This is a genomic window from Pseudomonas sp. BBP2017, assembly GCF_003024385.1.
In the GTDB taxonomy this organism is placed as follows: domain Bacteria; phylum Pseudomonadota; class Gammaproteobacteria; order Pseudomonadales; family Pseudomonadaceae; genus Aquipseudomonas.
The window spans coordinates 561815-575410 of record NZ_PVZN01000001.1; the positions used below are offsets into that span (position 1 = coordinate 561815).

At 61.6% G+C, this 13596-nt stretch carries 8 protein-coding genes; 3 read left to right on the plus strand and 5 right to left on the minus strand.

Annotated elements, in window-relative coordinates:
- The first annotated feature begins 46 nt into the window (after positions 1-46).
- Genes C6382_RS02540 through C6382_RS02550 form a run of 3 tightly spaced genes read left to right on the plus strand, consistent with a single transcriptional unit; the run spans position 47 to position 5522 of the window.
- Positions 47-1288 (plus strand): exonuclease SbcCD subunit D C-terminal domain-containing protein, encoded by a 1242-nt coding sequence (locus C6382_RS02540; RefSeq protein ID WP_107022959.1) that lies wholly within the window; start codon positions 47-49, stop codon positions 1286-1288.
- Positions 1285-4932, plus strand: a complete 3648-nt coding sequence (locus tag C6382_RS02545) for an AAA family ATPase (protein WP_107022960.1) — start codon at positions 1285-1287, stop codon at positions 4930-4932. The genes C6382_RS02540 and C6382_RS02545 overlap by 4 nt, the downstream gene beginning before the upstream one ends.
- Positions 4929-5522, plus strand: coding sequence for a glutathione S-transferase (locus C6382_RS02550; RefSeq protein ID WP_107022961.1), 594 nt, complete (start codon positions 4929-4931; stop codon positions 5520-5522). Before C6382_RS02545 ends, C6382_RS02550 begins: the two co-directional genes overlap by 4 nt.
- Positions 5523-5728: 206 nt before the next feature.
- Here the strand turns inward: C6382_RS02550 and C6382_RS02555 are convergent, their stop codons facing one another.
- The 5 genes from C6382_RS02555 to pepN form a co-directional block, all read right to left on the minus strand.
- Positions 5729-6868: a lactonase family protein gene (locus C6382_RS02555; protein ID WP_107022962.1), complete on the minus strand. Its 1140-nt coding sequence runs from the start codon at positions 6866-6868 to the stop codon at positions 5729-5731.
- Positions 6834-7124, minus strand: a complete 291-nt coding sequence (locus tag C6382_RS02560; RefSeq protein WP_107022963.1) for a DUF5629 family protein — start codon at positions 7122-7124, stop codon at positions 6834-6836. The genes C6382_RS02555 and C6382_RS02560 overlap by 35 nt, the downstream gene beginning before the upstream one ends.
- 116 nt (positions 7125-7240) lie before the next feature.
- On the minus strand, positions 7241-9625 hold the full coding sequence (locus C6382_RS02565) for an RND family transporter (RefSeq protein WP_107023023.1): 2385 nt from the start codon (positions 9623-9625) through the stop codon (positions 7241-7243).
- 20 nt (positions 9626-9645) lie between these two features.
- Positions 9646-10692 (minus strand): YCF48-related protein, encoded by a 1047-nt coding sequence (locus C6382_RS02570; RefSeq protein WP_107022964.1) that lies wholly within the window; start codon positions 10690-10692, stop codon positions 9646-9648.
- Between the two features lie 234 nt (positions 10693-10926).
- Positions 10927-13584, minus strand: a complete 2658-nt coding sequence (gene pepN, locus C6382_RS02575; RefSeq protein ID WP_107022965.1) for an aminopeptidase N — start codon at positions 13582-13584, stop codon at positions 10927-10929.
- Positions 13585-13596: the final 12 nt, after the last annotated feature.

Genomic DNA, 13596 nt, shown 5'->3' on the forward strand with positions numbered 1-13596 from the left:
AGGCGTGACGCTCAACGCGTTGCGCCGGCAATCTGCGGAACCCTTCATGCGTCTGTTTCACACCTCCGACTGGCACCTGGGACAAACCCTGCATGGCCAGGAACGCGACTTCGAACACGCCTGTTTCCTTGACTGGCTGCTCGGCCAGCTCAAGCTGCGCCAACCTGATGCGCTGCTGATTGCGGGCGATATCTTCGACACGGTCAACCCACCGGTCAAAGCCCAGGAGCGCCTCTACGACTTTATCGTCCAGGCCCACGAGCAGCAGCCAAAACTGAACATCGTGATGATCGCCGGTAACCACGACTCGGGCTCGCGCATCGAACTGCCAGCACCGTTGATGCGGCGTCTGCGCACCCACGCCCTGGGGCGGGTGCAATGGCTCGATGACGGTATCCTGGACAGCGATCGCCTGCTGATTCCGCTGACCAACGCCCGCGGCAAGGTCGCGGCCTGGTGCCTGGCCCTGCCCTTCCTGCGGCCGGCCGAAGTGACCGGCGCGCAGCTGGGCGATGACTACCTGCGCGGTATCGGCCAGGTGCACGAGCGCCTGATCGAAGCCGCACTGGAACGACGCAAGCCGGGCCAGGCGCTGATCGCTGTCAGCCATGCACACATGGCCGGCGGTTCGGTCTCGCAAGACTCCGAGCGCAGCCTGATCATCGGCAACGCCGAAGCCCTGCCCGCCAGCCTGTTCAGCAAGGACATCAGCTACGTCGCTCTGGGCCACCTGCACAAACCGCAGCGGGTCAACCGCGAGGAGCGCATCCGCTACAGCGGCTCGCCGATCCCGCTGTCATTCTCGGAAATTGGCTATCAGCACCAGATCCTCGAAATCGAACTCGATGGCAGCACACTGGCCAGTGTCGAAACGCGTCTGATACCCCGCGCAGTTCACCTGCAACGCCTCGGTCCGGCACCGCTGGCGGAGATACTTGAGCAACTGGCCGAGCTGCCGGTAGTCGATCTGCTCGATGACCCGCAGCGCCAACCCTGGCTGGAAGTGCGCGTGCGCCTCGACGAGCCGCAACCGGACCTGCGCCAGCAACTGGAAAGCGCCCTGCACGGCAAGGCCGTACGCCTGGTGCGCATCGGCGCCGAATACGCGGGTAACCGTGAAGGTGAAGCGCTGGATGACGTCGCCCTGGTGGAGCTGGACCAGATGACGCCACAGGAACTGTTCAGCCGCGCCTGGGCCCAGGCCTATGGCAACGCCGTGGACGAACAGACCCTGGCCGACTTCGCCCTGTTGTTGCAGGACGTTCAACAGCAAGAGGAGCAGCCATGAAGATTCTCGCCATCCGCCTGAAAAACCTGGCCTCTCTGGCTGGCCCGTTTGAAATCGACTTCACTGCAGAGCCTTTGGCCAGCGCTGGCCTGTTCGCCATCACCGGGCCTACCGGTGCCGGCAAAAGCACGCTGCTCGATGCCCTGTGCCTGGCGCTGTTCGGCGCCGTGCCACGGCTGAGCAATATCGGCCGCGAAACCAAGTTGCCGGAAGTCGACAGCGACATCCTCACCAGCGACCCGCGCACCCTGCTGCGTCGCGGCACCGGCAGTGGCTTTGCCGAAGTCGACTTCGTTGGTGTCGATGGCCGTCGTTATCGCGCCCGCTGGGAAGCCAACCGCGCCCGCGACAAAGCCAACGGCAAACTGCAAGGCAGCCGCCAGAGCCTGCACGACCTGGACAGCGAGCAACTGCTGAGCAACCAGAGCAAAGGTGAATACAAGCAACTGATCGAAGCTTGCCTGGGCCTGAACTTCGAGCAGTTCACCCGGGCCGTGATGCTGGCCCAGAGCGAGTTCAGCGCCTTCCTCAAGGCCGACGACAAAGACCGTAGCGAGCTGCTGGAAAAGCTCACCAACACGGCGATCTACAGCCAGTTGGGGCGTCGCGCCTACAGCAAGAGCAAAGAAGCCGAAGAACTCCACAAGGCCCTTGAAGACCAGGCCGCCGGCGTCATGCCGATGACGCCTGAAGCCCGTGCCGAACTCGACCAACGTTATGCTCAGGCTCTGGAGCGACTCAAGGGCGAGCAGGCGCAACTGCGTCAACTCGAACTGCAACGCGCCTGGCTGACCGAACTGCAGCAGCTGCAAGCTCAGGTACACAGTAGCAACGAGCAACTGCACAGCGCCCAGCAACACAGCGACAGCCTGCAGGGTGAGCGCCAGAACCTGGTGCATCTGGAACAACTGGCTCCGCAGCGTCATCAGTTCACCCGTCTGCAGACGTTGAGCAGCCAGCTTTCCCCCCTGGCCGCCAGCATCAGCGCCTTGCGTCAACAGTACGACGCACTACAGACGCGTCAGCAACAACTGCACAGCCAACAGCACGACGCCCAACAGGCGCTGAACCAGGCCCTGAGCCGGCAAAGCGAAAGTACGCCCTTGCTGCGCCAGGCCTTTGCCGAGCAGAACACCCTGGCACGCCTGTCCCAGGAACTGGGCAACTGCCAGACGCTTAAACAGCAAGCCGAGCAAGCTTGCAGCGAAGGCCAGCTACAGTTGCTCAACCTCACCGAGCAACAGCAACTGAGCGCAGAACGCCTCGGTCAGATCAGCGAGCAACTGGCCCAGAGTGCATCCCTGGCAGGCTTGAGCGAAGCCTGGAACGCCTACCGCGATCGCCTGCAACAGGTGATGCAACTGGGCAACCGCCTCAATCAGGGCCGCGCCGAATTGCCCAGCCTGCACACCCGTGCCGAGCAGGCAAGCGCCGTACTCGAGCAACAGCGCGCCGCCATCGCCCTGCTCTACCACGAAGCCCAGGCCGAACCCGAAGCCCTGGCCGAACAGATCGGCCTGCTTGGCGAGCTGCTGCAGAATAATCGCCAGCAGCAACGCCAGGTGGAAGCGCTCAACCGGCTGTGGAGCCAGCAGCAGGAACTGCAACAACGGCTCAATACCCTGCGTGAGCGCCAGCAAATCGCTCTGATGCAGCGTGAGCAGCTGATCAGCGAAGGCCTCAACGGCAAGAACCAGCTGACCGCCGCCGAACAAACGCTAACGGTCACCCGGCAACTGCTCGAACGCCAACGTTTGGCCCGCAGCCAGAGCGTCGAAGAACTGCGCGCCCAACTTCAGGACGATCAGCCCTGCCCGGTATGCGGTAGCCAGGAGCATCCCTACCACCAACCTGAAGCCTTGCTGCAAAGTCTCGGGCGGCATGACCAGGATGAAGAGCGCAACGCCCAGCAGGCAGTCGATGAGTTGAAGAAGCAGCTGGACGAACTGCGCACGCAATTGGGCGGCGTCAACGGTCAGATCAAGGAGTACCTGCTTCAGCAGGAGCAACTGGCCGAGCAGCTGCAAGGCCTGGTACCCAACCTGCAGGCACACCCGCTCTTCCCTGCCTTGTCCGATCAGGAGGTGAGCCAGCGCACGGCCTGGCTGGAGCTGCAGTCCCGCCGTCTGAACGATGACATCAACCGCGACGAGCAGCGCCAGAACACCCTGCTGACCCTGCAAAAAGATGCCGCCCGCCTGCAGCAGCAACTGCAAGCCGCGAGCGAAGCCAGCCAGCAGGCCAACCAGCATCTGCAGCGACAGCAGCAAGCCCTGGGCGCCGATCAAGAGCGTCTGGAACAGGAGCTGGCAAGCTTCGCCACGCTGCTGCCCGCCGACACCCTGGAAGAACTTCGCCGTGAGCCGGCCGCAACCTTCCTGCGTCTGGACCAGCAACTGGCCCAGCGTCTGGACCTGCTGCAGCGACAAAAGGATGAGCAGCTTGAGCACAGCGAACGCCAGCAGCCCCTGGACAAGGCTCAGCCCCAGCAACAGGCGCGGGCGCAAAAACAGCAGGAGTTGCAGGCGCAGTTCGCCGAGCTTGAACGCCAACAGCAGCAGAGTAAGGCCAGTCTTGCCAGCCTGCTCGCTGAGCAACCCAGCGCCGAGCAATGGCAGCAGCACCTGGAACAGGCGGTAGAGTATGCGCGCCAGCAACAAGCACAAGCAGCCCAGCAATTGCAGGACACCCAGGCACGGCTGATTGAACTGGCGGCCGAACTCAAAGCCAAGGGCGAGCGCTTGGCTGCCCTGGAACAAGAACACGCTGAGGTGCGCAGTCAGATCGAGCAATGGCGCCAGGGTCATCCGCAGCTGGACGACAGCGGCCTGGAGCAATTGCTGGCCCTGGATGACAATGCTGTCAGCCAGCTGCGTCAGCGCCTGCAAGACAGTGAGAAAGCACTGGAACAAGCGCACATTCTGCTTAAGGAACGTCAGCAGCGCCTGGAGCAACATCAAGCCCTGGCCACATTGGAGCTACCTGCCGAAGCGCTGGAGCAAGCACTCCAAGCCCTGCACGAACAGCTCTCGGCCAGCGAGCAGGCCTGTGCCGAACTACGTGCCGAGCAAGCTGATGACCAGCGCCGCCAACAAGCCAACCAGGCCCTGGCCGAGCAAATTGCCCAGGCCTACTTTGAATGGCAACGCTGGGCGCGGCTCAATGCCCTGATCGGCTCGGCCACCGGCGATACCTTCCGCAAGATCGCCCAGGGCTACAACCTCGACTTGCTGGTGCATCACGCCAACGCCCAGCTGCGCCAGCTGGCCCGGCGCTATCGCCTCAAGCGTGGCGGCAGCCTGCTGGGCTTGCTGGTGCTGGATACTGAAATGGGCGATGAGCTGCGCTCAGTGCACTCATTGTCCGGTGGCGAGACCTTCCTGGTGTCCCTGGCCCTGGCCTTGGGCCTGGCGTCGATGGCTTCGAGCACCTTGCGCATCGAATCGCTGTTTATCGACGAAGGCTTCGGCAGCCTCGATCCGGAGTCGCTGCAACTGGCCATGGACGCCCTTGATGGCCTGCAGGCCCAGGGCCGCAAGGTTGCGGTGATTTCCCATGTGCAGGAAATGCACGAGCGGATCCCGGTGCAGATCCAGGTACGCCGTCAGGGTAATGGTTTGAGTACGCTGGAGGTCAGTGGATGATTCTCTACTCGTTCCGCCGTTGCCCCTGGGCCATGCGCGCACGGCTGGCGCTGCGTTATAGCGAATGTCCGGTGGAAATCCGGGAGGTCAGCCTCAAGGCCAAGCCGGCCGAGTTACTCACGCTTTCGCCCAAAGGCACGGTGCCGGTACTGAGCGCGGATGATCAGGTGCTTGATGAAAGCCTGGATATCATGCGCTGGGCCCTGGCCCGGCATGATCCGCAGGACTGGCTGCTACGCGCCAATCCGCAGGCGGCGCAAGCGGCCGATGCGCTGATCGCCCGCAACGACCGGGATTTCAAGGCCCAGGTCAATCTGTACAAATACGCCGAACGCTACCCGGAGCACTCGCGTGAAGACTACCGCACGCAAGCTGAAGGCTGGTTGACTGAACTGGATGAGCGACTGATGCAACGAGCGTTCCTGTTCGCCGATCACCCGAGCCTGGCCGATGCCGCCCTGCTGCCGTTGATACGCCAGTTCGCCGGGGTCGAACCGGACTGGTTCGCCAGCGCACCCTACCCGCACTTGCGTGCGTGGTTGCAGGGTTGGCTGGCTTCGGCATTGTTCAAGGCAATTATGGCGCGGTGATACTGTACGACCCGGTCCACCGCGCTCAATGGGTTTACACAGCTAGAATCGGTGAAGAGTAGAGGAACAGCAGTACCGCCACGACGCGCCAGATCATGCTTGATCTCCTGATCGAGAAGAGTCAAAAATTTAGCGTCAAATTCAATAACATGGCGATATGCCATTACCAGAATCTTTACACCTCTCAGGGCAATGGCTATTGACCGTCAATCGATGAACTTGAGGTCCGACGGCGCGTCCTGGGGCAGCTTCTGCAGCGTTTCACCGAGCATGCCGCTACGTGGATCGCGGCGGATCACCACGATCTCGTTGCTTTTCTGGTTGGCCACCAGCAGGAACTTGCCAGACGGGTCGATGGTGAACTCCCGCGGATGATCACCCTCGACACTGCGGCGCTGCACCTGCATCAACTTGCCGCTGTCTTCATCCACAGCGAAAACCAGCAACTCATTGGCCGTCCCACGGTTGCTGACATACAGAAAACGCCCGTCAGCCGACAGATGCAAGGCGCCTGCGGCCTTGGCCGAGGCATCGTTCTGCTCGGTCAGCGGCAGGCGCTGAAGCTCCAGCAGCTTGCCGTCCTGATGGGCGAAGACCACCACTTGCGCGCTCATTTCCAGGGTCAGGTAGGCCTGTTTGCCGTCGCTGCTGAACAACAGATGACGCGGCCCGCTACCCGGTGGCAGATCAATCGCTGCCGGATCGGCCGGGCTCAGCGGATGCTTGGGACTGGCGCCGTCATAACGGTAGATGAACACCTTGTCGGCGCCCAGGTCGCTGGCAAACACATAATGCCCATCAGGCGAGGACACCACCGAATGCACATGCGGGCCGGCCTGGCGCTGCGGGTTTGAGCCGCTGGCCTTGTGCTGGTCCTGCTGCACCGAAGCCGCGAGCTTACCGTCCTTGGCCACCGGCAACACGCTCAGGTTGCCGCCGGGGGTCGGCTGTACGCCATAGTTGGCCACGAACAGGTAGCGCTGGTCATGACTGAGACTGGCATGGGTCGGCTCGTCGCCGGCGCTGCCGACCTGATTGAGGGGCTTGAGGCTGCCGTCTTTGGCGTTGATGGAAAAACTGCTGGCCTGGCCTTTACCGGTACCGTTCTCGTTGACCGCGAAAAGCAGGCGATTGTCGATCGACAGGGTCAACCAGGAGGGATTCTCGCTCTTGAGCACCTGCAACGGCTTGGCATCGATCTGGCCACTGTCACTGTTGAACGCGTAACGGTAGAGCCCTTCACTGGCGCCCTCGGTGTAACTGCCCACCAGCAGTTGCGCGCCGTGGGCGGTGGCAAACACACTCATGGCACTAGCGATCAGCAGGGTCGTCAGCTGGCGTTTCATCGTCATCTTCGTCCGGGGCGCGAAAGGCACTCATACAGACTAGCCGATGCTCGGCGGTGTCGGCAGCGATCAGCCAATCCCCTCCTTCTGCACGGGCGGCGGCGATTTGCTCAGGGGTGAAAGACCACTTCTTCAGGGCCCGGCCATCCATGCACTCAAGGTGCAGACCGGTGTCGTCGAAGGTGAAGTCGAAGGCGTGCAGGCCGTCAATCAGGAGCATGTCGCAAGTCTGCAGGGCTTGGGAAAGGGTTGTCATCAGGCAGGTATCATCAGGCTAAAAAAATTAATGATACCTGAAAGCATCGCGGGGCAAGCCCGCTCCCACAGGATCTGGGTGATCCCTATAGAAGCGGGCTTGCCCTGCGATAACCCTCAATGCGCGAAAATCGAACGGCTCTCCTTGCCCGCCATTTTCTCCGGCTTGATCAGGAACCGCGCCAGTGCTGGCAGCAGCCACAGTGCACCGAACATGTTCCACAGCAGCATGAAGGTCAGCATCAGGCCCATATCCGCCTGGAACTTGATCGCCGAGAAGATCCAGGTGCACACACCGATGGCCAGGCACAGGCCGGTGAACAGCACCGCTTTACCGGTGGACTTGAGGGTCTGGTAGTAAGCCTCCTGCAACGGCAACCCGGCACGCAGGAAACTTTCCAGGCGGCTGTAGATATAAATGCCGTAGTCCACACCGATACCGACACCCAGCGCCACCACCGGCAAGGTCGCGACCTTGACGCCGATGCCCATGAAGGCCATCAGCGCGTTACCGAGCACCGAGGTCAGGACCAACGGCAGCACAATGCACAGGGTCGCGGCAAAGGAGCGGAAGGTGATCATGCACATCACCGCTACACAGATGTACACAAGGATCAGGATGGTCAGCTCGGCCGACTTGATCACTTCGTTGGTGGCCGCCTCGATACCGGCGTTACCCGCTGCCAGGAGGAACTCCAGGCCTTCCTTGTTGTGGGTATCGGCAAATTCCTGTACCGCCTTGACCGCCCGATCGAGGGTCTCGGCCTTGTGGTCGTTGAGGAACACCAGCACCGGCGCCAGCGAGCAGTCGGCGTTGTACAGGCCATCGGCACGGGAGATCGAACTGTTGAGTACATCCGGGTTACGCGACAGGCTTTCCCATTTCAGGTTGCCTTCGTTCATGCCCTTGATCATCTGTTTGGACACAGTAACCAGGGAAATCGCCGATTGCACGCCCGGGGTGTTTTCCATCTTCCACATCAGCTCGTCAATCGGCGCCATGGTCGAGTAGATCGAGCAACCCTCGGTCGGGGTCTTGACCATCACCACCAGCACGTCGGAGCTGGTCGAATAGTTGTTGATGATGAAGCTGTTGTCCTTGTTGTAGCGCGAATCCGGACGCAGTTCCGGTGCGCCCTGATCGAGGTCGCCGATCTTCAGGTTCTGGCTGTACCAAAGGCCGCCACCGAAGGCCAGCAAGGCCAGGACGATGGACACCGGGGCAACTTTGGCGCTGGCAAAATTCGACAGCAAGCGCCAGAACGGATGCTCGCGGGTCGCGTCTTTCTTGCTGCGCTCAATGGCCTTCTTGCTGATGCCGACATAGGAAATCGCTACCGGCAACAGGATCAGGTTGGTGAACACGATCACCGCCACGCCGATCGACGCGCCAATGGCCAGCTCGCGAATCACGCCGATGTCGATAATCAGCAAGGTGATGAAACCCACGGCGTCGGCCAGAATCGCAATCATCCCCGGCAGGAACAACTGGCGGAAGGTACGCCGGGCGGCGGTCAGGGCGTTCTCGGCCTCGCTCGACTGCAGGGCGATACCGTTGATTTTCTGCACCCCGTGGGAAATACCGATAGCGAAGATCAGGAACGGCACCAGCATCGAATACGGATCGAGGCCGAAACCTACCGCATGCATCAGCCCCAGTTGCCAGACCACCGCCACCAGGGTGGTGATCAGCACGGCGATGGTGCTGCGAATACACCAGGTGAACCAGTACAGCAGGATCCAGGTGATCACCAGGGCGATACCGAAGAACATCGCCACCATGACCAGGCCATCGATCAGGTCACCGACTTTCTTGGCAAAACCAACGATGTGCACCTTCACATTGGGGTTCTGCGCCTGGAACTTGTCGCGGATCTTTTCTTCCAGTTGATGGGAGAACTGCTGATAGTCGAGCTTGATCAGCTTGCTCTGGTCCTGCGGATCCGGGTAGGACTCCAGCAGCGGCACGTCAATGATGCTCGACTTGAAGTTGTTGCCCACCAGACGCCCGACCTGCCCGGACTTGAGCACGTTGTTGCGCAACTGGTCGAGACTGTCGGCCGAGCCGTCGTAGGTATTGGGGATGACTTCACCACCGGCGAAGCCCTCTTCGGTCACCTCGGTCCAGCGCACGCTGGGACTCCACAGCGATTTGAGCCCGGAGCGGTCGACGCCGGGAATGTAGAAGACCTCGTCGTGAACCTGGCGCAAGGTCTCCATGTAGTCCTTGCTGAAGATATCGCCATCGGTGGCTTCCACCGAAATGCGCACGGTATTGCCGAGGTTGGCCAGGTCGTTGCGGTGCTCAAGCATCTTCTCGATGAAGGGGTGCTCAAGCGGAATCATCTTCTCGAAGCTGGTCGAAGGACGGATCTGCGTGGCCTGCCAGAACAGGAACACACTGACCAGCAGGCAGATGAGGATCACCACCGGACGGTTATTGAAAATCAGGCGCTCAAGCAGCGTCGCCTTGTCCTGATGGTGGTGTTGCTGCTGATTCATGCTGAACTGCTCCTGCTGGCTCATGGCTGCACTCCTTCGGCACCCTGGGCCGAGGCCAGGTGCACGCCACCCTGGCCGACCAGCACCAGGCCTTCGCCGTTTCTGCCGCTGACGCCCGCCAGAGCGATGCGATCGGCGCGGTTGTAAACGCTGAAAGTCTGGCCATCGTCGCTGCTGCGCAGGACGCTGCCGCCATTGCCGACCAACACCAGGCTGCCATCATCGAGAAGCGTAGCGCTTGCCAGGCCAAATTCGAGGGCACCGCGGGCGGCTTTCAATTCGATCTGTTGCCAACTGTCGCCGAAATCCGTGGAGCGGTAGAGGTTACCGCGTAACCCATAAGCCAGCAGTGTGCGTGGCTGGGCAGTGCCGATCACGCCGAACAGCGAACCCTGGTAAGGGCCTTCGAGCTTCTGCCAGGTCTGGCCGTCGTCACTGGAGCGGAACATGCTGCCCTGCTCACCGACGATGAACAGGCCAGCGTCCTTCACTTGCGCGATGCCATTGAGGTGGAACTGGTCTTCGTTGTCCAGGCGATCGGCAACGTCGCTCCACTGCTTGCCACCGTCGGTGGTTTCCAGCAATGCACCGTAGGCGCCCACAGCAAAGCCGTGCTCGGCGTCCTTGAACCAGACATCCAGCAATGGCGCTTCGCGTTGCAGGTCTTCGAATTGCTTGGTCCAGGTTACGCCGCCATCTGCGCTGACGAGAATCTGCGCATCATGACCAACAGCCCAGCCGTGCTTGTCGTCGACAAAATACACCGCCGTGAGCAATTGCCGGGTCGGCACCTTGGATTGGGTCCAGGACTTGCCCTGGTCATCGGAGAAGAGAATATGACCGCGATCGCCAACTGCGACCAGGCGTGCGCCTGCGCGGGTCACGTCGAGCAACAGGCTCTTTTCGGCCTTGGCCGATTCGGTGGAGTAAACCTGCGTCTCGGACGCTGCTGCCCCGACCGTGCTGGCCCACAGCCCCATTGCCATCACCAGCACTGCGCTGGCGGCCAATACCCCTGGTCGTGCGCGCGCTGCGCAACCGGGACCTGCCATGTACGGCTCGGTCATAGATCTGTCCCCCGATTATTGTTATTTGGGTCAATCTATTTGCAGGTACTGCCAGAACCGTGTTCCAGAGCCCCGCAAACGCTGAAAGCCATCCTATCGGGGTTTGCGAAGGGCTGACAACGAACGGGACGTTATCTTTTGTTAAGCGGGCAATCGCCTGTAGGAGCCAGCCTTGCTGGCGAAGGGGCCCGCTGCGCGGTCCATCGCCGGCAAAGCCGGCTCCCACACTGGCCATCAAGCCAGGCTCTTGCTCACCACTTCATACACATCGCTGGACAGCGAACCCGACGTCAGGATGCGCTCCAGTTCGGCCTTCATCAGCGCCTGACGGGCGCTATCGTACTTGCGCCAGCGAGTCAGCGGCGCCAGCTGGCGCGAGGCGATCTGTGGGTTGAGGGCGTTAAGCTCGATCACCAGGTCGGCCTGGAAGCGATAGCCAGAGCCATCGGCCGCATGGAAGTTGACCAGGTTCTGTCCGGCGAAAGCGCCGATCAAGGCACGCACCTTGTTCGGGTTTTTCATCGTGAACGCCGGATGCTGCATCAGCGCCTTGACCCGTGCCAGGCCACCCGGCAGGGTGCTGGCCGCCTGCACGCTGAACCATTGGTCCATGACCAGCGGGTTGTCCTTGAAGTTTTCGGCGAAGACTTCCAGCGCCTTGCCCCGCTCGGCCTCGAACGGCGAGTTGACCAGCACGGCCAGCGCGGTAAGACGCTCGGTCATGTTGTCACAGGCGTCGAACTGCTCCAGGGTCGCGCTCAGTACTTCAGGCTTGCCACTGAGCATCAGGTACGACAGAACGATGTTCTGCAGGCTGCGACGGGCGAAATGCTCGGCCTCGGCAACATACTCGGTGCCTCGCGAGACACCGCGATTGGCCTGGTAGCGTGCATTCAGGGCGTCGAACAACTGATCGGCGATCTGCTTGCGGGCGAACTCGCGTGCCGCGTGAATGGCATCGACATCCGCCACTTCGCTGATTTCGGTGAGGTAGGCTTCACTTGGCAGCGAGAGCATCTCGGCGACCATGGCCTGATCTAGTTGCTCGTTGGCCAGTACCGTGCCCAACGCTGTGACCAGACGCTGGTCGAGCACCAGGGCACTGCCCTGCTGATACTGAGCAATCAACTCTTGCAGCACCTGCACCGACAGCTGCTGGCCGGCTTCCCAACGATTGAAACCGTCGCTGTCGTGCTGCATGAGGAACATCAGTTGATCGCGATCGTAAGGGAAACTCAACTTCACCGGCGCACTGAAGCCGCGCAGCAGCGACGGCAGTGGTTTGCTGGCGACGTCGACGAATGTGAAGGTTTGCTCGGCTTCGGTCACCGACAGCACGCGCGAGGTGCCAGCCGCCGCCGTTTCACCTTGCAGGCGCAGCTCGATGTCATTGCCCTGGGCATCGAGCAGTCCGAGTTCGACCGGTATCACGAACGGCTTTTTCTCGACCTTGTCCGGGGTCGCCGGGTAGCTCTGGCGGAAGGTCAGGCTGTAGGTCTGCGCAGCGCTGTCGTAACACTCGCTGACCGCCAGACGCGGGGTGCCGGCCTGGCTGTACCAGCGCTTGAACTGGGTCAGGTCGACGCCGTTGGCATCTTCCATGGCCTTGATGAAGTCGTCGCAGGTCACGGCCTGGCCGTCATGGCGTTCGAAGTACAGGTCGCTGCCTTTGCGGAACCCTTCGGCCCCCAGCAAGGTACGCACCATGCGCACCACTTCCGAGCCCTTCTCGTAGACGGTCAGGGTGTAGAAGTTGGAGATCTCGATGAAACTGTCCGGGCGCACAGCGTGTGCCATGGGGCCGGCATCTTCGGCGAACTGGTGGGTACGCAGGTAGGCCACGTCCTCGATACGCTTGACCGTGCGCGAGTTCATGTCGGCGCTGAACTCCGAATCGCGGAATACCGTGAAGCCTTCCTTGAGCGACAGCTGGAACCAGTCGCGGCAGGTCACGCGGTTGCCCGACCAGTTGTGGAAGTATTCATGGGCCACCACCGCCTCGACCCGCTGATGCGCGGCATCGGTGGCGGTTTCGGCGCGGGCCAGCACACAGCTGGAGTTGAAGATGTTCAGGCCCTTGTTTTCCATGGCGCCCATGTTGAAGTCGTTGACCGCGACGATCATGAAGATGTCCAGGTCGTACTCGCGGCCATAGACCTCTTCGTCCCAGCGCATGGACTTCTTCAGGCTGGTCATGGCGTGCTGGCACTTGTCGATGTTTTCCGGCTCGACATAGATGCGCAGGGTCACGTCACGGCCCGACTGGCGGGTGAACGTGTCTTCGACACACCACAGGTCACCGGCCACCAGGGCAAACAGGTAGGCCGGTTTCATGAACGGGTCTTCCCAGGTTGCCCAGTGCCGGCCGTCTTCTTGCGGGCCGCTACCGACCGGGTTGCCGTTGGACAGCAACACCGGATAGCGATGCTGTTCGGCGATCACCGTGGTGGTGAATTTGCTCATCACATCCGGGCGGTCGAGGTAGTAGGTGATCTTGCGGAAGCCCTCGGCTTCGCACTGAGTGCAGAACATGCTGCCGGACTTGTACAGGCCTTCCAGCGCGGTGTTGCTTTGCGGATGGATCTTCACGCTGGTGTCGAGGGTGAAGGTCGCGGCCTTGGGCTGCACGGTCAGGTGACTGTCGTCGAGCTGGTAGTCGCCAGCACTTAGGGCCTGGTCGTCCAGGGCCACGCTGAGCAGCTCCAGCTGCTGGCCATCGAGGACCAGCGGCGGCAGACCGGCGCCACGGGCGGGGTTGCGGCGCATGACCAGCTGCGCGTGGACCAGGCTGTGGTCCTCGAACAGTTCGAAGGTCAGGTGCGTCTCGTCGATCAGGTACTCGGGCGCCTGATAGTCCTTGAGGTAGATCACTTGCGGCTGTTCGGTACGCATGTGGCGGTCCTT